Annotated in this window: 19 protein-coding genes; 12 read left to right on the plus strand and 7 right to left on the minus strand. The window is 63.4% G+C overall.

Annotated elements, in window-relative coordinates; all coding sequences use genetic code 11:
- The first annotated feature begins 64 nt into the window (after nucleotides 1-64).
- Nucleotides 65-898 carry a class A beta-lactamase gene (bla, locus tag KHO31_RS11215; RefSeq protein WP_236071210.1) on the plus strand — a complete coding sequence of 278 codons (834 nt, stop codon included), beginning with the start codon at nucleotides 65-67 and terminating at the stop codon, nucleotides 896-898.
- A gap of 40 nt (nucleotides 899-938) precedes the next feature.
- Here bla and KHO31_RS11220 read toward each other — a convergent pair whose 3' ends face one another.
- From KHO31_RS11220 to KHO31_RS11235, 4 genes are read right to left on the minus strand one after another with little or no spacing between them, the layout of a single operon-like run.
- Nucleotides 939-1,631 (minus strand): DUF2894 domain-containing protein, encoded by a 693-nt coding sequence (locus KHO31_RS11220; protein ID WP_236071185.1) that lies wholly within the window; start codon nucleotides 1,629-1,631, stop codon nucleotides 939-941.
- The gene (locus KHO31_RS11225) at nucleotides 1,624-2,271 is read right to left on the minus strand and encodes an OmpA family protein (RefSeq protein WP_201074597.1); all 648 of its coding nucleotides are present in this window, start codon (nucleotides 2,269-2,271) and stop codon (nucleotides 1,624-1,626) included. Before KHO31_RS11225 ends, KHO31_RS11220 begins: the two co-directional genes overlap by 8 nt.
- The gene (locus tag KHO31_RS11230; protein ID WP_211623327.1) at nucleotides 2,268-4,361 is read right to left on the minus strand and encodes a DUF802 domain-containing protein; all 2,094 of its coding nucleotides are present in this window, start codon (nucleotides 4,359-4,361) and stop codon (nucleotides 2,268-2,270) included. The genes KHO31_RS11225 and KHO31_RS11230 overlap by 4 nt, the downstream gene beginning before the upstream one ends.
- A gap of 10 nt (nucleotides 4,362-4,371) precedes the next feature.
- Entirely contained in the window at nucleotides 4,372-5,118 is a 747-nt protein-coding gene (locus KHO31_RS11235; RefSeq protein WP_211623329.1) for a DUF3348 domain-containing protein, read from the minus strand.
- Nucleotides 5,119-5,443: 325 nt separating this feature from the next.
- Between KHO31_RS11235 and KHO31_RS11240 the strand changes: the two genes are divergently transcribed.
- Nucleotides 5,444-7,135, plus strand: a complete 1,692-nt coding sequence (locus KHO31_RS11240) for a fibronectin type III domain-containing protein (RefSeq protein ID WP_211623331.1) — start codon at nucleotides 5,444-5,446, stop codon at nucleotides 7,133-7,135.
- An 8-nt stretch (nucleotides 7,136-7,143) separates the two neighbouring features.
- Here the strand turns inward: KHO31_RS11240 and KHO31_RS11245 are convergent, their stop codons facing one another.
- Entirely contained in the window at nucleotides 7,144-7,776 is a 633-nt protein-coding gene (locus tag KHO31_RS11245; protein ID WP_201074604.1) for a ParB-like protein, read from the minus strand.
- A 148-nt stretch (nucleotides 7,777-7,924) separates the two neighbouring features.
- On the opposite strand from KHO31_RS11245, the gene KHO31_RS11250 reads away from it, so the two are divergent.
- The gene (locus tag KHO31_RS11250; protein WP_201074606.1) at nucleotides 7,925-8,236 is read left to right on the plus strand and encodes a hypothetical protein; all 312 of its coding nucleotides are present in this window, start codon (nucleotides 7,925-7,927) and stop codon (nucleotides 8,234-8,236) included.
- A 31-nt stretch (nucleotides 8,237-8,267) separates the two neighbouring features.
- Here the strand turns inward: KHO31_RS11250 and gcvA are convergent, their stop codons facing one another.
- A complete protein-coding gene (gcvA, locus tag KHO31_RS11255; RefSeq protein ID WP_201074608.1) occupies nucleotides 8,268-9,158 on the minus strand; it encodes a transcriptional regulator GcvA in 891 nt (296 codons plus the stop codon).
- A 137-nt stretch (nucleotides 9,159-9,295) separates the two neighbouring features.
- Here gcvA and KHO31_RS11260 point away from each other — a divergent pair, with 137 nt between their 5' ends.
- The 9 genes from KHO31_RS11260 (at nucleotide 9,296) to KHO31_RS11300 (ending at nucleotide 19,323) form a co-directional block, all read left to right on the plus strand.
- On the plus strand, nucleotides 9,296-10,141 hold the full coding sequence (locus tag KHO31_RS11260; RefSeq protein WP_201074610.1) for a transketolase: 846 nt from the start codon (nucleotides 9,296-9,298) through the stop codon (nucleotides 10,139-10,141).
- The gene (locus tag KHO31_RS11265; protein ID WP_201074611.1) at nucleotides 10,138-11,136 is read left to right on the plus strand and encodes a transketolase family protein; all 999 of its coding nucleotides are present in this window, start codon (nucleotides 10,138-10,140) and stop codon (nucleotides 11,134-11,136) included. Before KHO31_RS11260 ends, KHO31_RS11265 begins: the two co-directional genes overlap by 4 nt.
- Before the next feature lie 76 nt (nucleotides 11,137-11,212).
- The gene (locus KHO31_RS11270; protein WP_201074612.1) at nucleotides 11,213-11,977 is read left to right on the plus strand and encodes an SDR family NAD(P)-dependent oxidoreductase; all 765 of its coding nucleotides are present in this window, start codon (nucleotides 11,213-11,215) and stop codon (nucleotides 11,975-11,977) included.
- A 157-nt stretch (nucleotides 11,978-12,134) separates the two neighbouring features.
- A complete protein-coding gene (locus KHO31_RS11275; RefSeq protein ID WP_201074613.1) occupies nucleotides 12,135-13,178 on the plus strand; it encodes a TRAP transporter substrate-binding protein in 1,044 nt (347 codons plus the stop codon).
- A 4-nt stretch (nucleotides 13,179-13,182) separates the two neighbouring features.
- Complete coding sequence (locus tag KHO31_RS11280) at nucleotides 13,183-15,042, plus strand: TRAP transporter large permease (RefSeq protein ID WP_211623333.1); 1,860 nt, start codon at nucleotides 13,183-13,185, stop codon at nucleotides 15,040-15,042.
- A 120-nt stretch (nucleotides 15,043-15,162) separates the two neighbouring features.
- Complete coding sequence (tkt, locus tag KHO31_RS11285; RefSeq protein WP_211623334.1) at nucleotides 15,163-17,232, plus strand: transketolase; 2,070 nt, start codon at nucleotides 15,163-15,165, stop codon at nucleotides 17,230-17,232.
- 18 nt (nucleotides 17,233-17,250) lie between these two features.
- Nucleotides 17,251-18,216, plus strand: a complete 966-nt coding sequence (locus tag KHO31_RS11290; protein ID WP_201140736.1) for a D-2-hydroxyacid dehydrogenase — start codon at nucleotides 17,251-17,253, stop codon at nucleotides 18,214-18,216.
- 263 nt (nucleotides 18,217-18,479) lie between these two features.
- A complete protein-coding gene (locus KHO31_RS11295) occupies nucleotides 18,480-18,677 on the plus strand; it encodes a hypothetical protein (RefSeq protein ID WP_201140734.1) in 198 nt (65 codons plus the stop codon).
- A 364-nt stretch (nucleotides 18,678-19,041) separates the two neighbouring features.
- Nucleotides 19,042-19,323 carry a hypothetical protein gene (locus KHO31_RS11300; protein WP_211623336.1) on the plus strand — a complete coding sequence of 94 codons (282 nt, stop codon included), beginning with the start codon at nucleotides 19,042-19,044 and terminating at the stop codon, nucleotides 19,321-19,323.
- Between the two features lie 24 nt (nucleotides 19,324-19,347).
- On the opposite strand, the gene KHO31_RS11305 is transcribed toward KHO31_RS11300, so the two are convergent.
- On the minus strand, nucleotides 19,348-19,860 hold the full coding sequence (locus tag KHO31_RS11305) for a DUF3455 domain-containing protein (protein WP_201074620.1): 513 nt from the start codon (nucleotides 19,858-19,860) through the stop codon (nucleotides 19,348-19,350).
- Between the last annotated feature and the right edge of the window lie 31 nt (nucleotides 19,861-19,891).

Genomic DNA, 19,891 nt, shown 5'->3' on the forward strand with positions numbered 1-19,891 from the left:
AGCGAATGAATTTGAGGACGATTCTTTGACCATCTCTGCAAAACGCCGGAGTTTGACGCTCGGGTTGCCCCTGCTGCTCAGCCTTGGCGCTACCCCCACACTGGCCGCAAGCGCATCCTCGCTGGCCGACATCGAACGTCGCAATGGCGGACGCCTTGGTGTGTTCGCTATCGATACTGGTTCAGGCCGAACCTTGGCTCATCGCGCTGACGAGCGCTTTCTGATGTGCAGCACTTTTAAAGGACTGCTCGCCGCGCAGGTGCTATCCCGCGTGGATGCCGGCAAGGAGGATCTTGCCCGCCGTGTGTCATACACCGAGAAAGACCTGATCTTCACGTCCCCTGTGACGAAGGCACATGTCGCGGAAGGCGCGATGTCGGTCGGCGCGTTGTGCCAGGCCATCGTCGAAGTGAGCGACAACACGGCGGCAGTGTTGTTGATGAGAGGCGCTGGTGGTCCTGCCGGTCTGACTCAATTCGTGCGCGGTCTCGGCGATACGGTGACTCGCTTTGACCGGTACGAACCCGAGTCGAACAAATATAGCGGTGTGCTCGATACCACCACGCCTCGTTCGATCACGAAGTCGGCAAGCAAGATTCTCTTGGGGAATGTTCTGAGTCCCCAATCGCGTACGCAACTGGAAAACTGGATGGTCGCCTGCACGCCGGGTCTAAACCGGCTCCGCGCTGCTTTACCGCCGGACTGGATAGCGGGTGACAGGCCCGGAACAAGCGTAGAAGAAGAAACCAACGACTATGCAATCGTGCGCCCACCAGGACGCGCTCCGCTTGTCATCGCCGCCTATTACGATGCCCCGGCGCTTGGCATGCCCGCTCGGGAGGCCGTGTTGCGGGAAGTCGGTGCTGCATTCGTGAAGTGGACTTCGGATCAAACATGACGATGGTCAGCCAGCGGACGAGACGGCACCTGCGCTCGCGCTAACGTGGTTTGCTCCGGACACTCTTCCTGGCACTCGCGGCGCGAGGAGGCGTCTCTTTAGCCGGTAGCGCACCGCTACCGTTCATCTGCTCCATCCACGACAAAGCGTCGACGTACGACAGGAACTGCTGGAGATACCCAGGCGACAGTTCGCGCATCAGCGAGAGCGACCGATGCACCAGGCTGCTTGAGTTGAGCGGCCCGGCATTACCCGGCGCTTTCTTCAGCGACTGCCGCAACTGTTTCTCGGAGCGGACCTTGGACCAAGTCTCCCTGAAGTAATCCAGCACTTCCAGTTCCGGATAAGCGGGACGCCGGGGCGTGGCGTTGCCCGCGGCGGGGCCGGTTCCGTTTGCCGGCGCATCGCTGGCGATGTAGTCGATCAATTCAGCCAGCGCCCCGCGAGTGGGTTCGCCGGATGACGCCGCGGTGCCAGTGCCAGCATCGGCAGCCTTGAATTCAGCGCGCTCAAGATCGCCGGCATAGGCCTCGATCAGTTTGGACAGCCTGTCGTCCAGGAGACGCCGTGCCTCGCCGCTGTGGCCAGCTGCCCGCCGATCCAACGCCTCGATGAAATGAAAGCGGATGGGATCCAGGCGATCGGCGCCGCGTTCGCGCCATGCGTCGAGCGTTGCCCGGGCGCCGTCTGTCACTCCGCTAGCGCCACTGCTTGCGTCATGCACGCTACTCACGGGGCTTCACCGTTGCGCTCGAAGGCCTCGGGACCGGCGCTATTTCCACGCGCCGGTTTTTGGCCCGGCCCTGGTCGTCGGCATTCGAGCTGACAGGCTGCTGGGAGCCGAACGCGGCCGCAAATACGGACGAGGCGGGAACGCCTTCATCGATCAACGCACGGGTCACCGTCAACGCGCGCTGGGCCGACAGCTCCCAGTTGTCGGCAAAGCGGCGGTTAGCCTCCCGCACCTGCCGGTCATCGGTAAAGCCGCTCACCATCAGGATCTCGTCGTTGGCCCGCAGGTAAGCGGACAGCGGCCCCGCCAGACTCTTCAATATGTCCCGGCCTTCGGGCTGCAATTGATCGGAGTTCAGCGCGAACAACACGCTGCCGTTGATGCCGATGCGTCCGTTGACCAGCGTCACCCGGCCCGCTGCCAGCGGTCCTGCCAGCGCCTGCTCCAGGGTTTTGCGGCGCTGCGTTTCCAGCTGACGCTGCTTGACCTCTTGCTCCAGCCTGGTCGAGAGTTCCAGTTGCACGCCGATGACGCCCACCAGGATCAGCACGAAGGCGCCCAGCAGCACCGACATCAGGTCGCCGAAGACGGGCCATATGGGCGCCGCGGTCTCCACGCCGCCGTCGATTTCCTCGCTCATGCCGCTTCAGCTCCCACGGACGCCCGCTTGCCCGCAAGCTGTTGCAGGTCTTCGACGATCTGCTTCTGCGACATCATGCTCAGGTCGATGACTTCTCTCGCCTGGGCGACGTAATAGGCCAGCTGCTCGTCACTGCGGGCGAGGGACTTGTCCAGCGCGGCTTCGATACGCTGCAGATGCGCGACCAGCGTGGTGTTCGACTCGCCGAACGACTGGACGGCCGCGCCGAATGCGTCGCCCAGGCTCGCCACTTCGACGGCGCTGCCGGTAACCTGCGCGGCTATCGCACCCAGCTTCCCGGTCTCGAGTTCGACCTTATCGGTGAAACGGGTGCCGACACGATCCAGCAGATCCGCTGACGTGGCGACCAGTGCGTCGACGGCGGAGCGCTGCTCGGTGGAGGCATGGTTCACGGCATCGAGCAGGGTTTCGAGCGTTGCCAGCAGACGGCTGCGTTCCTCCAGCATTGCGGTGTCGCGGACCATGCTGTCGGAGAGCTTCTGACGCAGTTCGGCGACCACTTCCGCCGCAGCCTTGGGGGCTTCTGACGCGGCTTGCACGAGTTGGGCGATCTCGGCGATCGTATTGCTCGCGTGCGCCTGCGTCTGGGCCGAGATGTCGCGCGCGGTTTGCGCCAGCACGTCGCAGATCTCCTGCTGCCGGCTTGCCGTGCGCGTACCCGCTTGCTCCCACTCCTTGCTCAACGTAGCGGCCATCGAACCGAGCGTCTCGGTCCAGGTCGCGAGCCGTTGCTCGTCTCGCGAGGCCAATTCCGTCTGCAAGTTCGTATGCGACTGTCCCACCGTGCGTAGCAGCGACGCCGAGTGCTGTTCGAAGGTCGCTGCTGCCGCCGCCAAGGCTTGCTGATTGTGGCCGGCGAGCTTCTCGCTGACGTGTTCCTGCCGTGACAGCGCTTCGTTCCATGCTGCCGACACGCTGCCCGCCGTGCTTTCCATGCGCGCGGAGACGCCTTCCAGCAGACCGGCCGAGCGTTGCTCGAAGGTCTCGGTGAATCGATCCAGCGACGTGCTCAGGTGCTGAGTGAGCGCCTCGCTCGATCGCTGGTGTCCCTCAAGTGCCTTGTTCCAGATGTCCGCAACCGTGGTGGTGGTCGCCTCGAATCCGCTTGTGAGCCCGTCCAGTTGCCGCTGCACGGCGTGTGTGACGGTGTCGTGCAGCGAGGCGGTCTCGCGGGCGAGACCCGCCATCGTGGCCGCCATGACCGGCTGCAGTGCCGCGCTGGCGGCGCGGGTGCTTTCAGCGACGCTCTCCTTCAACGATTGTTCAACGGACGACGCGAGGCGCGTGTACGCGGCCTCGGCCTTACCGTGGAAGGCCTCCTGGCTCGCAATCTGCCGCTCGTTCAAGGCGAGGCTCTGTTGCTCGATGGCCGCCATCATCGTCTGCAGACGATCGACCAGCGTGGGCATCACCTCGGCTTGCCGCTGCAGGAGCTTGAAGCTTTCCTCGCGCTGATGGGTCTGCGAGTAGATGCGCAAAGTCGTCGCGATGTTCACGTCGAGCATCTGCGCGGCATGGATCCGCTCGCGGCGGCACAACGCCGAAAGCAGCCCCAGCATCGCGGATGTGGCGACGCCCGCAATCGAAGTGCCGAACGCGAAGCCCAGTCCCTTGACCGGTGCGGCGAGCGACGCGCGGATAGCCTGCAAGTCCGTCGCGCTTTCCAGCGCCATGCCGGTGCCACGCAGGGTCGCCACCATGCCGAGGAGCGTGCCGAGCATGCCCAGCAACACGAGCAAGCCGACCAGATACGGCGTCAGCGCCGGGCCGGGCATGGCCACACGCTCACCCTCGACGCGCAGGCGCACCGCATTGCGCAGGCTGGGATGCAACGGGCCAAGCCAGGCGCCCAGGCTGGGCGGCGGCTCGGACAGGCCCGCGACCGCGCGCGCCAGCGTGGAAGTGGCCTCGCCGTAGCGTTGCAGTTCGAGCGCGCCCGCCACGTAGCAGGCGCCAATCAACATCGTGACAGCCAGCGCCAGCGAGTTCGAGCCGACATAGCCAACACCGATCCAGCACACCGCGGCCAGACCTACCAGAAAGACAACAAGATTGAGATATCTGGACATAGTGTCCCAGTTAGCGGGTGCGAAGGGCCGCGAGCAACCCTTCGACCGGTTGTAAACGAACATCCAGTTCGGCAAGCAACACGCTCTGCATATCCTTGCGGAACGTGTCCAGCCATGCGCCGGGCATAGCCGTTGAGGCGTCCTCCGAGGCTTCGGCGTCGGCCAGCGTCTGTTGCTCCGCCTGGCGCAAACGCTCGAAGTGCCCTGCAAGCAACCCGGGCACGGCGGCCAGCAGGCTCCGTTCGCGCTCGCTGAGCGCTCGCTCCATGACGGCGTCCACCACCGCGAGCCGGGCCATCGCGGGCGTTCTGGCGGCCAACATGCCCCGCAGGCGGCCACGCAGATTGCCGATGCCCGTCTCCATCGACTGTTGCATGGCCAGGTAGCGCTGACGAAAAACCGCGTAGTCGACCGGCGCATCCACAGGGGCTCCTTGAGGGAGCACGTGCGACGCGGGCCCACGACGCCTCGCGACGGCAAACACGCTATCGCCGACGATGGCATTCGCCAACGACGTGCGCACGCGGGCGCACTCGCCCTCTTCAGCGTCGCCGAAGGCGCGCGCGCCGGCGGCGCCGGCAGGCGGATTGTTGTTCAGCGCCGAGGACAACGCGATCGCGTCGGTCCAGCCGAGCCACTGGCTTAGCCGGTCCGAGAGCGATTGGCTGGATTCGGAAACATCGACGTCCGTCAGGCGAGCAAGTAAGCGAATGAGCGCCGGGCCACTGAAAGCTGTGCGCTGTGGGGCTTGCACCATACCACCAGAGTCAAAAAAGTCAGCAGTTTACACGCCAGCGGGGTGGGCGATGCAGCCCCTTAATGAGTTGGGCGGCCGAACGTGGGATTTCGGCGTGTCCGACAAGCCCCTCGCGATCCTGCGATTTCGGTCTCCATGGCGGTTTTTGCGAGGTTGTGCGGTGTCTTTCACTGCGGCCATTTCATCCGGCTGTCATGGCTTCACGACTAGGATGCCCCATCACTTCTGTCGCGCCCTGGTCCGGCACGGTACTCGCGGCCCGCATAGAACCGTGCGTCCGCCGTTCGCGTTGGCGACCTTCCACCCCCATACAAAAACACCAGACATGTCGAACAAAAAAATCGCCAAAGATTTGCTGACTGAGCAGGGCGCGACCATCGTCTCGCGCCGCGGGTTTCTGAAGTTTGCCGGCGCGTCCAGTCTCGCGACGGCCGCGGGCACGCTCGCGTCGGCGGCGCGGGCCGCGAACAGCGTGCCCGACGGTACGCCGGAGCAGATCCATCTGACCTGGGGCAACGATCCGACGAACGAGGTCACCGTATCGTGGGCATCGCCGGCGCCGGCGGTCAATCCGCAGGTACGCGTGAGCAGCGCGGGCGAGGCGAGGGCGACGGTGCATGGTGTCCAAAGCACCTACACCGACGGCATCAACGGCGAGGTCGTGTTCACCTATCACGCGCGCCTGCGTGGTCTGAAGCCCGATACGAGTTACGAGTACGAGGTGAGCGCCGACAACGACAGCAGCGCGGCTCAACCCTTTACCGCGAGCTTCCGCACGGCGCCTCGCGGCCGTGCGCCATTCCGCTGGACGAGCTACGGCGATCTGGCCACGCCCAATACCGGCTGGGTCCTGTCGTCGCCGCAGAGCCGTTTCGCGGTTCAGGCCGTCGAGCGATTTCAGCCGCTGTTCCACTTGCTGAATGGCGACCTTTGCTATGCCAATCTGAACCCGACACACCAGCCGGACGTGTGGCGCGATTTCGGCAACAACTGCCAGACCTCGGCGTCGAACCGGCCGTGGATGCCGTGTCCGGGCAATCACGAACTCGAATTTCACAACGGCGAACAGGGCCTCGCCTCGTACCTCTCGCGCTACACGCTGCCCGAGAATCACACGCGCTTTCAGGGACGCTGGTACAGCTTCCGCGTGAGCTCGGTGCTCTTCATTTCGCTCGATGCGGATGACGTGGTCTATCAGGATGCGGCCGCGTTCGTCGCGGGCCCGAGCCCCCTGGTGCCGGTGGCGAGCACGGGCAATTCGCCGATTCAACCGGGCACGTCGCTCTATGTGCGCGGATATAGCGAAGGCGAGCAGACCCGCTGGCTCGAAAAGACCTTGCGCCGGGCGGCGGAAGACAAGGAGGTCGACTGGATCGTCGTGCAGATGCATCAGGACGCGCTGAGTTCGTCCAAAACCGGTAACGGTTCCGACAAAGGCATCCGCGAAGCCTGGCTGCCGCTGTTCGACCGCTACGGCGTCGACCTGGTGTTGTGCGGGCATGACCATGACTACGAGCGCAGCTATCCCGTGCGCGGCTGCAATCACAACAAGGGCACCGATATCGCCACGGGACGGGTGGTCGATACGATGCAGCCGCGGCCGGTCATGTCGGCGGTGTCGTCGGGCGCGTCGACGTTCGATACGAGTCACGGCACCATTCACCTGATTCTCGGCGGTGGCGGGACCAGCGCGCCGTTAGACGTGTATGGGACGGATATCGGTACCGGCTTGCCGCAGGCGCGTATTTTCACCCGGCCGAATCGTCCGGTTGCCGGGACGACCGCGGGTACTTTTGTGCGTGCTGGCGCGGATGCCGTTGAAGATGCGGTCTGGTCGGCGCAACGCGACACCGGGACGGGCTACGGTATCGCGGTGTTCGATCATGATCCGGGACATCCGGGTGGCGAGACCACGATTACGATGAACTACTATCACGCGCCGGGGGCTGACCAGACGCCGACGCAGAACTATGAGTTGTTCGAAACGATTGAGTTGAAGAAGACGCGCAGAGGGTGAACCCAACGCTATTTCATGCGTCGTGACTTGAAGCCCGGCAGTGTCCGGGCGTCGGGGCTCCACGCAAGGTGGACGGCCTGCTCGACGGCTGCCTTGAACTGTGAATCGCTCGACCACAGCGGAATGCGTGTGCGAAAAAAATCCGCCCACTGAAATTCGGCAAAAGGTTCGGGCGTTTTTAGATAGCCCCCTGCGTCGCGCGCGAACGCGGCGATGCTCCGGTACGGGTCGTCGGCGAGGGCGGAGACCTCATCGGGTATCGAGGAAATGGCTCGCAGGATGCCGCGTTCATCGTAGGGATGCACCCAGCGTTTGTCGATCACGGTGTCCCAGAACTTCACGTCCGGCAACCGCGACAGGTCATCCACGACCACGGCGAACGCTTTTTTGATGCCGCCGTCCCACAGCGCACGCGCGAGGTGGTGGTGGTCGATGACGTAGTGTCGGTCGCGCTTGCCAATGACGGTTGGAATCGGCGCGGCTTTCAGGAAGTCTTTCAAAGACTTTGCATCCATGGCCAGAAGGCGTTTTCGTTTTGCATCGACTTCCAGCATGCCCACCGTTGCCTGCAGCGGGCGCAGTTGTTCAATGTCGATACTCGTTATCGTTGCCATAGGGTGACCCTCCGTATCTGGCAGCATTCTACTGCCGCGCTTACGCTCGAACGCTGCGGAGTTGTCAGGGGTCGACCAGCCCCGGCTGGACTCCCTCGGGCAGACGCGGTAGGCTGTAAGTGCTGGGGATTCTGTTTGGCTATGCTGGTCTTAAACGACAACGTGGAGCCTGCACATGGACGTAAGCACGGAAACGCTGGTGGAGTTGCTTCGGGAAGTGGAAGCCGACGACCCGATCGACTATGCGGACCTTCCCTTTGGAGAACAGGAACTCAGGCGCCTTGTCATGAGTTCACTTGTCGAGCGTCACCACCTGGTCGAAGCAGGCAACATGGCGGTCTCCGACATCCATGCGCTCTATCTGCTAAGCACCGCCAAGCTTGTTCTCGAGAACACGGTACTTCACGCGAGGCTGCTTCTGCTCCAGGGGCAGCAGGTCGACGTACAGTCACTGTTGGCTCCGTTTACCCTCAAAGGCAAATCTTAAAAGCGGGGCGCCCGGCTCGGCGTCGCAAGCTTCACTTCTCAAGTTCGGCAAACAGCCAATCCTGAAAGCTACGCAGCTTCGGCAATTCGGCGCGGGATTTCAGCAGGTTCAGTGTATAGCCGTGCACGGGGAGTCCTTCGAAGCCGAACGGCGCCACCAGCCGGCCTGTTTCCAGTTCGCGTTGCGCCAGAAGCAGGCTTTCAAGGCAGACACCCAAGCCGTCGACCGCCGCGCTGATCGACATGAACGAGCGATCGAAGCGCGGACCGCGTCCGATGTCGAGCCGCGTCTTGCGATGCAAGCGCATCCAGTCACGCCAGCCCACCAGACACCCCTCGCTATGAATCAGCGGATGGTGCTGCAAGTCCGCGACGCTGTGCAGGGGATGCTCGCCAGCCATGAGCATCGGCGAACACAGCGGCACGATCGTTTCGGGCGGCAATTCGAGCACCATCGTGCCGGCCGGCTGCAGCTTTCTCGGACCGTAGCGAATGTCGATATCGACCGCTTCCGAGATCAGATTCACCGCCTCTGACGACGCATTCAAACGCACATCGATATCCGGATTCGCCGCGCTGAAACGCGCGATGCGCGGCATCAGCCATTGAGTCGCAAAACTCGGCGTGCAATGAATCGTGAGGATGTCGCTCTTGGCGGCCCGCCCGATCTCGCGGGTTGCCGCGTCGATTCGCGAGAACGCCGCGGTGATTTCCTCAGCGTATTGCCTCCCGTAGTCCGTCAGGATCACCGTGCGGTGCAGCCGATGGAACAGACGAATGCTCAATTGCTCTTCGAGCAGCTTGATTTGATGGCTGACGGCGGAGGGCGTGACAAACAGTTCGTCTGCTGCGAGCGCAAACGACGAGAGCCGCGCGGCGGCTTCGAATGCCTGTATTGACTTGAAAGTGACGCGATTGTGCATGGCAGCATCAAGGTGAATTCAATTCATCCATTGAGCCATCTTAATTCGTTTGAGCGCGTGTGAGCACGAGATTACGCTTGAGTCACTGGGATCGGCATCACGGCGGCCCCTGCAAAAGACCCATCAGGAGACGAACAGTGACCACCAGCGAAACCGCGCCGTATGCCAAGCTCGCGGAGCACGCCTATCAGATCCGCCGCAACGCGCTGCGCATGGGCGAAGTGCAGGGGCAGGGCTATATCGGTCAGGCGCTCGATATCGCCGATGTCCTGGCCGTCGCCTACTTCCGCGCCATGCGCTATCGCGCCGACGACCCCGAATGGGAAGGCCGCGACCGCTTTCTACTATCGAACGGCCACTACGCCATCGCGTTGTATGCCGCGCTGATCGAGGCCGGCATCATCGCCGACGAAGAACTGGAGACCTACGGCAGCGACGACAGCCGTCTGCCGATGTCCGGTATGGCGAGCTACACGCCCGGTATGGAGATGTCCGGCGGCTCGCTTGGCCAGGGGCTGACGATCGCCGTCGGCCGTTGCCTCGGTCTGAAGCGCAAAGGCTCCGACGCCCGCGTCTACACGCTGTTCTCCGACGGCGAACTCGATGAAGGCGCGATCTGGGAAGGGCTGATGTCGGCCGCCCACTGGAAGCTCGACAACCTGATCGCGATGGTCGACGTCAACAACCAGCAGGCCGACGGCCCGTCGTCGAGCGTCATGGCGTTCGAGCCGCTGGTCGAGAAGCTCCAGGCGTTCGGCTGGTTTGTGCAACGCGTGGATGGCAACGATCTCGCTGCGGTCGTCGCCGCGTTCGATGCGGCGCACGCGCATCCGGAAGCGCAACCGCGAATCATCGTCTGCGATACGCGGATGGGGTGTGGCGTGCCATTCCTCGAAGCGCGCGAGAAGAACCACTTTATCCGCGTCGATGCGCACGAGTGGCAACTCGCGCTGCAGGCACTGGAAGCCGGGAGAAACGTATGAGCGCCGCCGCACCGAAACCGCGTCTGAAAACATCGGCGATGATCGCGTCAATCGCCAGTGAAGGACAAATAACCCGCTCGGCCCCGTTCGGACACGCATTGGTCGAACTGGCGCGCAACCGCCCCGAAGTGGTCGGCATGACCGCCGACCTCGGTAAATACACCGACCTGCATCTGTTCGCCAAGGAATACCCCGAGCGCTATTACCAGATGGGCATGGCCGAGCAACTGCTGATGGGCGCCGCCGCCGGCATGGCGCACGAAGGCGCGCAACCGTTCGTCACCACGTACGCCGTGTTCGCCGCGCGCAGGGCTTACGACTTCATCCATCAGGCGATTGCCGAGGACAACCTCGACGTCAAGATCGTCTGTGCCTTGCCGGGCCTCACGACCGGCTACGGCCCGAGCCACCAGGCGGCCGAAGACCTCGCGCTGTTTCGCGCGATGCCGAATCTCACGGTGATCGATCCGTGCGACGCCATCGAAATCGAGCAGATGGTGCCGGCCATCGCCGACCATCGCGGGCCGGTGTATGCGCGGCTGTTGCGCGGCAACGTGCCGGTCGTGCTCGACGAATACGACTATCAGTTCGAACTCGGCAAAGCCAAGCTGCTGCGCGACGGCGCCGAGGTGCTGATCATCTCGTCCGGGATCATGACGATGCGCGCGCTGGAAACAGCCAAGGCGCTGGCCGCCGATCGCGTCGACGTGGGCGTGCTGCACGTGCCGACCATCAAGCCGCTCGACACCGTCACGCTATTGCGCGAAGCGCGCCGTTCCGGCCGCCTCGTGGTGGTGGCGGAGAACCATACGGTGATCGGCGGGCTAGGCGAAGCGGTGGCCGCCGTGCTGTTGACCCATGGCGTCACGCCGCCGTTCCGTCAGATTGGCCTGCCCGATGCGTTTCTCGACGCCGGCGCGCTGCCGACCTTGCACGACCGCTACGGCATTTCCACCGAGGCGATGTGCGACACGATCAAAGGCTGGCTGCGATAAGCGATGCACGCAGGCGTAGTTACCGATAGCCAACAACGTAGCAATCCATAAGCTTCACATTCAGGAGATCCGCATCATGTCAGAGTCACGTCTACTCGACGGCAAGGTCGCCGTCATTTCCGGCGGCGCGTCGCCACGCGGCATCGGCATGGCGACCGCCCGCATGTTCGCCGCGCACGGCGCGCGCATCGCTATCTTCGATCTGGACGAAGCCGCCGCGGTCGAAGCCGCGGCGTCGATCGGGCCCGAGCATCGTGGCTACGCGTGCAATGTGACTGACCGTGGCGCCTGCCAGGCGGCTGTCGAACGCACGGTCGCCGATTTCGGATCGGTCGACATCCTGATCAACAACGCCGGCATTACTCAAGCTGCCAAACTACTCGAGATCGATCCGGAAGGCTGGGACCGTATCCTCGATGTCAACCTGCGCGGCGTGTTGTACCTGTCGCAAGCGGTCGTCCCGCAGATGAAGAAACAGAAGAGCGGCTCGATCGGCTGCATGTCGTCGGTGTCCGCGCAGCGCGGCGGCGGCATTCTCGGCGGCCCGCATTACTCGGCGGCAAAGGCCGGCGTGCTCGGTCTTGCGAAGGCGATGGCACGCGAGCTCGGCAACGACGGCATCCGCGTGAACTGCGTGACGCCGGGCCTGATCCAGACCGACATCAACGCGGGCAAGATCAGCGACGACAAGCGCGGCGAAATTCTTGCTGGCATTCCGCTCAACCGCCTGGGCGTACCCGACGATGTAGCCGGCGCGTTCCTGTTCCTTGCGTCGAACCTGTCGTCGTATATCACCGGTGCGGTGATCGATGTGAACGGTGGCATGCTGATTCACGGCTAACGCCGGTCTGACAGGACGGGCCGTCTGGCGGGAGGCCGGCGGCGATAGAGACGCTGTAGTAGAGAACAGACGACCGCGGCGAGTGACACGTGCAGCCGCCGCGGAACAGATTCGAAAAACCATAACGACGCGCGATCCAGGATTGGAGGAAGACACCATGACTACCCGTTCCAACGCCCCGCAGGGCATCAGCCGCCGCACCTTTCTGAAAGCCGGCGCGGCCATGTCCGCCGCCGCGCCGTTATGGAGCATCTCGCGCAGCGCGATGGCGGCCCCCGAGTTTTCGTACAAGCTCGCAACCGGCCAGGACCCGACGCATCCGGTCAACATCCGCGCTCAGGAGGCGATCAATCACATCCGCGAAGCGACCAAGGGCCGCCTCGACATCAAGCTCTTTCCGCAGAATCAGCTCGGCTCCGACACGGATTTGCTGTCGCAGGTGCGCAATGGCGGCGTCGAATTCTTCAACCAGGCCTCGTCGATTCTGGCGACACTGACGCCCGCCGCGGGCATCGTCAATACCGGCTTCGCCTTCAAGGACTACGACGCGGTCTGGAAGGCGATGGACGGCGATCTCGGCAACTACATTCGCGCGCAGATCGGCAAGTCGGGCCTCGTCTCGGTGAGCAAGGTGTGGGACAACGGCTTCCGCCAGATCAGTTCATCGACCCGGGCGTTGCGCGCGCCGGCTGACCTGAAAGGCTTCAAGATCCGCGTGCCGCAAGCGCCGATGCTGACCTCGCTTTTCAAAGCGCTCGACGCCGGCCCTTCGCCGATCAATTTCAACGAGTTGTATTCGGCGTTGCAAACCGGCGTGGTGGAAGGTCAGGAAAACCCGCTGCCGATCATCGCGACGGCCAAGCTCTATGAAGTGCAGAAGTACATCAGCCTCACGTCGCACGTGTGGGACGGTTACTGGATTCTCGGCAATCGCGCCGCATGGGAGCGCCTGCCTGCGGACATCCGCGCGATCGTCACGCGTGAATTCGAAAACGCCGCGATGCTGCAACGCGCGGATATCGCCAAGCTCAGCCTCTCGTTGCGCGACGACCTGAAGAAGAAAGGCATTACCTTTATCGACGTCGATCGCGATGCTTTCCGTGGCGCGCTGGCCAAGACAAGCTTCTATCACGACTGGAAAGCCAAATACGGCGACGAGGCGTGGGGGCTGCTGGAGAAGTCCGTCGGAAAACTGGGGTAATGCGATGATCTCGATCTCCTATTCGCACGAGCGGCAGCATCGGTTCGCCTGTGCGCTCGATTCCGCCCTCGGCCATCTGGTGGAGATTCCCGCCGCCCTGCTGGTGCTCGCGGAAATCGTCGTGCTGCTGGCGGGCGTGACGAGCCGCTATGTGCTGCATTCACCCCTCGTCTGGTCCGATGAGCTTGCGTCCATGCTGTTCCTGTGGCTCGCCATGCTCGGCGCCGTGATCGCCTTACGGCGCGGCGAGCACATGCGGATGACGGCGCTGGTCGGCATGGCGCCGCCGGGCGTGCGCACCTTTCTCGAGGTGGTCGCGATCGCGGCGCCGGTCGCGTTCCTCGCGATGGTGATCGGCCCGGCGATCAGCTTCGCACAGGACGAATCGTTCATCACCACGCCGGCGCTCGAATTGTCGAACTCGTGGCGCGCGGCGGCGTTGCCGATCGGTTCTGCGCTGATGCTGCTGGTCGCCGTGGTGCGGCTCGCCCGCATGAGCGACTGGCGCCTGACGCTCGCTGGGATTGCAACGGTCGGCGCGCTGGTCGGCATCTTCATTGCGCTGGGACCGTTGCTGCGCGATCTCGGCAATATCAACCTGTTGATCTTCTTTGTCGGCCTGGTGGCGCTCGGTGTGCTGAGCGGCGTGCCGATTGCTTTCTCATTCGGGCTCGCCACCTTCGGCTACCTGGCGCTGACCACGAATACGCCGATGCCGGTGGTGGTCGGCCGGATGGATGAGGGCATGTCGCATCTGATCCTGCTTTCGGTGCCGCTCTTCGTGTTCCTCGGTCAGTTGATCGAGATGACCGGCATGGCCGCCGCGATGATCGCGTTTCTCGCGAGCCTGCTGGGTCACGTGCGCGGTGGGCTGTCGTATGTGCTGGTCGGCGCGATGTATCTCGTGTCGGGCATCTCGGGTTCGAAGGCCGCGGACATGGCGGCGGTCGCACCCGTGTTGTTTCCCGAGATGAAGGCGCGCGGTGCGAAGCCGGGCGATCTGGTCGCGCTGCTGGCCGCGACCGGCGCGCAGACCGAGACAATTCCGCCGAGCCTCGTGCTGATTACGCTCGGCTCGGTGACCGGCGTGTCGATCTCGGCGCTCTTCACCGGCGGCATGCTGCCGGGCATCGTGCTCGCCATCACGCTGTGCGCGGTGGTGCAGTGGCGTTACCGGCGCGAAGACCTGTCAGGTGTCAAACGCGCGAGCCGTGGCGAGATTTTGCGCAAGCTGGTGATCGCGGTGCCGGCGCTCGCGTTGCCGTTCGTGATTCGCGCGGCGGTGGTCGAAGGTATTGCAACGGCGACTGAAGTTTCGACGATCGGGATTGCGTATGCCGTGCTGGCGGGCTTGCTGATCTATCGCCGGTTCGAGTGGAAGCGGCTCAAGCCGATGCTGATCGATACCGCGACTTTGTCGGGCGCGATTCTGCTCATCATCGGCGCGGCGACGAGCATGGCGTGGGCGCTGACTCAATCCGGCTTCTCAGGACAGCTTGCGCAGACGCTCGGCGGTTTGCCGGGCGGCGCGGCGATGTTCATGGCCGCATCCATCTGCGTGTTCGTGATTCTCGGCAGCGTGCTCGAAGGCATTCCGGCGATCGTGCTGTTCGGGCCGCTGATGTTTCCGATCGCGCGGCAGATGGGCATTCACGACGTGCACTACGCGATGGTGGTGATCCTGTCGATGGGCGTGGGTCTGTTCGCCCCGCCGTTTGGTGTGGGCTATTACTCGGCTTGCGCGGTGAGCCGCATTCATCCTGACGAAGGCATGAAGCCGATTCTGGGCTACATCGCCGCGTTGATGGTCGGTTTGATCATCGTCGCTGCAGTGCCGTGGATTTCAACCGGCTTCCTGCATTGATCCGCTGACGTACGAGGCGGCGCTGTGCAGCCTCGTACGAAGTTCTTTCGCCTGATCCGATCCGATTCGTTTGATTGCCGCCGCCCTGCATGCCGGGGCGGCGTAGAGGAGCCTTTTGTCATGTCCACCACTGAAGCTCAGCCAGTTGCACCGATTGCTTCGCTGACTGCATCGTCATCGCAGTCAGCCGCGGCGGTGCAAACGCAATTGCGCCAACAAGCGCCCCAGTTGCCGCTAGCCGACGCGATCCGCTTCCTGTCCATCGATTCAATTCTGCGTGCCGGTGAAGGTCATCAAGGTGTGCCGCTCGGTATGGCCGAAATCGCAACGGCGTTATTCACCCGGCATCTGAAATTCAATCCCGCCGATCCGACCTGGCCCGACCGCGACCGCTTCGTGCTGTCCAACGGCCACGGTTCTCTGCTGCTGTATTCGCTGTTGTATCTGACAGGCTATGCGGCGATCGGTCTGGATGAACTGAAGACCTTCCGCGAACTTGGCTCGCATTGCGCTGGCCACCCCGAGTACGACCCGGCGCATGGCATCGAGGCGACCACAGGTCCGCTCGGGCAGGGCATCGCCAACGCGTTCGGGATGGCCATCGCCGAAGCGTATCTCGCGGCGAAATTCGGCAGCGAGCTCGTCGATCACTACACGTACGCGTTCGTCGGCGACGGCTGTCTGCAGGAGGGCATCGGACAGGAGATGATTTCGCTGGCGGGGCACCTCCGGCTGGGCAAACTGATTCTCTGCTGGGACGACAACCAGATCACCGACGACGGCAGCACCTCACTCTCGATCAGCGAAGACGTTTGCGCGCGATTTCGTGTGGGCGGCTGGCATGTGATCGAAGTCGACGGTCACGATCTCGAGGCTGTATCCGCGGCGTTGACGATTGCGCGCGCCGATCCGCGGCCATCGATGATTGCGTGCAAGACGGTTATCGGCCGTGGCATTGCGCGCTTGCAAGGGCAGCGCGGCGGCCACAGCGGCAAGCTGTTTCAGTCGGATGCCGATGCAGCGCGCGAGCAGCTCGATTGGCCCCATGCGCCGTTCGACGTGCCCACGGAAATTCTGAGCGCATGGCGCGAAGCGGGCCGACGCAGTAGCGACGAATACAACGCATGGCACGCGCGTCTCGCCGCTTTGCCGGACGCGCAGTGCGCCGAGTTCGAGCGGGTCCAGGCGGGCGGCTTGCCGGAGGGATGGCGCGAGGTGCTCGACGCGTACCGCAAGCGCGCCGTGGAACGCGGCGAGCCGCAGCCGGGCATCACTGTGTCGGGCGAGATCAGCGATCTGTTCGCGATGCTGCTGCCCGAGCGCATGATCGGTTGCGCCGATCTCGAAGCACCCACGGGCCACAAGCGCCAGTTGCACGCCTTCACCGCCGACGACCCCAGCGGCGCCTACGTCCACTGCGGCGTGCGGGAACATCTGATGGGCGCGATGGCCAACGGCATGGCTGCGCACGGCGGCGTCATCGCGACCAGCGTCACCTATCTGGCGTTCTCCGATTACCAGCGTCCGGCGATGCGTATGGCCGCGCTGATGGGCCTGCCGGTGCACTTCGTGTTCAGCCACGACTCGATCGGCGTCGGCAAGAATGGGCCGACTCATCAACCTGTCGAGATACTCGCTTCATTGCGCGCCATGCCGAACATGCGCGTGCTGCGTCCCGCCGATGCAGTAGAAGCCGCCGAGTGCTGGGCGCTCGCGCTGGAGCACCGCAGCGGCCCGAGCACGTTGGTATTTGCACGCCAGGCGTTGCCGCTGGTGCGTCGCGAGCATAGCGCCGAGCCATTGTCGCAGCGCGGCGCTTACGTTTTGGCCGAGGCAGAGGGCGGGCCGCGCGCCGTGACCTTGCTCGCCACCGGCTCCGAAGTCGTGCTGGCATTGCAGGCACGCAGCGAGCTGCAGGATGAAGGCATCGCGACTGCGGTGGTGTCGATGCCGTGCTGGGAAATCTTCGACGAACAGGACGCCGACTATCGCGCCGCTGTGTTGGGTTTAAACACAGTGCGCGTGGGTGTCGAGGCGGCGTTGCGTTTCGGCTGGGACCGATATCTGGGCGAGCGGGGCGGTTTTGTCGGGATGACAGGCTTCGGTGCTTCCGCTTCTGCGGAGACGTTATACGAACACTTCGGCATCACGGCGCAGCATATCGTCGCCGAAGCGAAGCGGCATTTATAAATCATCGAGGAGATGAGCATGCAACGAATCGTTTTTCTCGACCGCGCCACGCTTGCGCCACAGATAGCGTTGCGCGAGCCGCGCTTCGATCATCAACTGATCGAGCACGATCGAACGGCGCCGGATCAACTGCTGAAGCGGCTGGCCGGCGCATCGATCGCCATCACCAACAAGGTGCCGTTGACGAAAGAAATATTGGCGCAACTACCGGATCTGAAACTCATCGCGGTCGCCGCCACCGGCACCGATTGCGTCGACAAAGCGGCCTGCCAGCAGCTCGGCATTTCGGTGTGCAATATTCGCGGCTATGCGATCAACACCGTGCCCGAGCACACCTTTGCACTGATCCTCGCGCTGCGGCGCAATCTCGTCGCGTACCGGAACGACGTGCTCGCCGGCGAGTGGCAGAAGTCCGGGCAATTCTGCTTCTTCACGCATGCAATTCACGATCTGGCCGGCGCACGGCTTGGCATCATCGGCGAAGGGGTGCTTGGGCAGCGTGTCGCGGAAATCGGCAAAGCTTTTGGCATGCTGCCGATGTTCGCCGCTCACAAGGGGAGGGAAGGTCTCGGCCCGCTCTATACACCGTGGGACGATGTGCTCGCGACCAGCGACATCATCACTGTGCATAGTCCGCTCACACCGCAAACGCGCAACATGCTTGCCATGCCCGAGTTCCGCGCAATGAAGCGCAAGCCGCTGATTATCAACACGGCGCGCGGCGGCCTGGTCGACGAGGACGCACTGGTGCAGGCGCTCGACGAAGGTTTGATTAGCGGTGCGGGTTTCGATGTGACCGCAAGCGAACCACCCACAGAGGATAATCCGCTGATGCGCGCGGCCGGCCGCCCAAATGTCGTTCTGACGCCGCATGTCGCGTGGGCGTCGGACGAGGCACAGCAGTGTCTCGCGGATCAATTAATGGACAACATTGAGAATTTCGTCAGCGGTGCGCCCACCCATCTGGTGCACGGGGCGTATTGATTGACAGGGACCGCTGCGTCGCGCCGCGCGGATCGTCGGAGGAATCGCGTCCGCCTCGACCGCGAAGGGCACTAGCTCGTTGCCGACAAAAATCTGATTACTCCGGACGAGTAAATTGAGTCTCCCAAGCCGCATGCCCCGTTGCATCGAGCTGTAATTCCCCGTGGCCGCGGGCGCAGAGAATGCCCGCGGCGTTTGCACTATCCCGCTCGTGCCTCGCGACCCTTCAGCACAGACCTTTTTTTCGCATTAGCATGGCGAGGATGTCCCGTGCCGTTCGGTGGAGCGAATCACCGGACCATTGCCGCTGGACCATCAACGTGTTCAACGTGTGGGATCGCGCCAATCATCCCCACATCAACGCATCGCAGGCCCACGCCGCGAACCTGCCGTTCCACGTAGGCTTCGAGCGGACGGCCATCTTCAATCCAATCGCATCGATTGAACGAATTGTTGGTTAATATGAGGAATGTACGTACATCATTGATAGTCGGCGTGCTTCTTGTCGAGTTGGTGTTCGGCGTTTTTTTACTGTCACACAAAAGCCATCGCTCGACGGTCGACCCCGACGTCACGACAAGCAGCCAGACGGAATTGGCCGCGATTTCCCCCCAATTGGGTGACACCCATGTGGCCGCAGGAAGTGTAGTTGGCGCAGCGCCTCTCGCGAGTAACACAGCGACCAGTTCCGGGCAGTCCACAAGCGGCACAGTGGTGACGGCATCCGACTCGCCTGCTAAAGGCGGCGCGCCAGTAGTGCGACCGGACACGCGTACACGCGAACCGGTTGCCGTCCATAGTTACGTTGAGCCGAAGATCAACCCCGTGTGGCGAACCGAAAGCAGGCGCGACAGTTCGCATCGGCATGGCTCGAATCCGGTCGCGTCAGCGATGACGGATGAGCTGGTCAAAGAGTCCGCGAAACTCGATCCTGCACTGCCGCCGCCGACCCAACCAGCGTTGTCACCGACGGCCCAGCCCAGTCATAACGACCCGTACCGTCCCGGCTCGAACCCAATTGCGGCTGCAATGACCGATCAGCTTGTCAGAGAGTCCGCGAAACTCGATCCGGCCCTGCCGCCGCCGGACCAGGCCGGCATGAAGTAAGCGCGCGACGCGAAGCGTGGGTTGCTACCGGTAGAACACGTAGTCCGCGAGATAGGGCGAGCTTCCGGGTTCATGTTCCGTCGAACACGGTGCCGTCGGCGCCAAGCCGCCGACGGTATGCACGCGCTGCACATACCGCACGGTTGAAAGTGCGCCGCTACCGGACGTGCTATGCGCTTCGAGCAACAACTGCGGTATGCTCGCCGGCGTTTCGCTGGGCCGCTGTGCGATCACACGGCCTACGATCCGGCTGCCATCTTCCGCCTCCCAGGACGGCCCCGCGCCGTGCCGGACCGCAGCGTGGCCACTCGCGTCGTAGAGCGTTGCGAGTGGACTCTTGAACACCCATCCGAGACGATGCTGCGCATCGAATTCGCACGAATAATTCTGTACGCCGGACGCAGTGAGTGTCATCACGCGCTCGGCTTGGGGTGGGTCGATGGATGCCCCCTGGGGACTTGCGGGCGGCATGGCACACGCGGCCAGCATGGACACGGCGATGGCCGAGAAGCTTGCTTGCGAAATATTCCTGAGCATGGATACCACCTCGAGTGAAGCGCGGCGCATG

Origin of the sequence: Paraburkholderia domus, from assembly GCF_905220705.1 — a bacterium.
Taxonomy (GTDB): domain Bacteria; phylum Pseudomonadota; class Gammaproteobacteria; order Burkholderiales; family Burkholderiaceae; genus Paraburkholderia; species Paraburkholderia domus.

Coding starts and splice junctions, on each gene's coding strand:
- KHO31_RS11225 (WP_201074597.1), bottom strand. CDS start 2,271: ATGAGCGAGGAAATCGACGGCGGCGTGGAGACCGCGGCGCCCATATGG.
- KHO31_RS11230 (WP_211623327.1), bottom strand. CDS start 4,361: ATGTCCAGATATCTCAATCTTGTTGTCTTTCTGGTAGGTCTGGCCGCG.
- KHO31_RS11235 (WP_211623329.1), bottom strand. CDS start 5,118: ATGGTGCAAGCCCCACAGCGCACAGCTTTCAGTGGCCCGGCGCTCATT.
- KHO31_RS11240 (WP_211623331.1), top strand. CDS start 5,444: ATGTCGAACAAAAAAATCGCCAAAGATTTGCTGACTGAGCAGGGCGCG.
- KHO31_RS11245 (WP_201074604.1), bottom strand. CDS start 7,776: ATGCTGCCAGATACGGAGGGTCACCCTATGGCAACGATAACGAGTATC.
- KHO31_RS11250 (WP_201074606.1), top strand. CDS start 7,925: ATGGACGTAAGCACGGAAACGCTGGTGGAGTTGCTTCGGGAAGTGGAA.
- gcvA (WP_201074608.1), bottom strand. CDS start 9,158: ATGCACAATCGCGTCACTTTCAAGTCAATACAGGCATTCGAAGCCGCC.
- KHO31_RS11265 (WP_201074611.1), top strand. CDS start 10,138: ATGAGCGCCGCCGCACCGAAACCGCGTCTGAAAACATCGGCGATGATC.
- KHO31_RS11270 (WP_201074612.1), top strand. CDS start 11,213: ATGTCAGAGTCACGTCTACTCGACGGCAAGGTCGCCGTCATTTCCGGC.
- KHO31_RS11275 (WP_201074613.1), top strand. CDS start 12,135: ATGACTACCCGTTCCAACGCCCCGCAGGGCATCAGCCGCCGCACCTTT.
- KHO31_RS11280 (WP_211623333.1), top strand. CDS start 13,183: ATGATCTCGATCTCCTATTCGCACGAGCGGCAGCATCGGTTCGCCTGT.
- tkt (WP_211623334.1), top strand. CDS start 15,163: ATGTCCACCACTGAAGCTCAGCCAGTTGCACCGATTGCTTCGCTGACT.
- KHO31_RS11290 (WP_201140736.1), top strand. CDS start 17,251: ATGCAACGAATCGTTTTTCTCGACCGCGCCACGCTTGCGCCACAGATA.
- KHO31_RS11295 (WP_201140734.1), top strand. CDS start 18,480: ATGTCCCGTGCCGTTCGGTGGAGCGAATCACCGGACCATTGCCGCTGG.
- KHO31_RS11305 (WP_201074620.1), bottom strand. CDS start 19,860: ATGCTCAGGAATATTTCGCAAGCAAGCTTCTCGGCCATCGCCGTGTCC.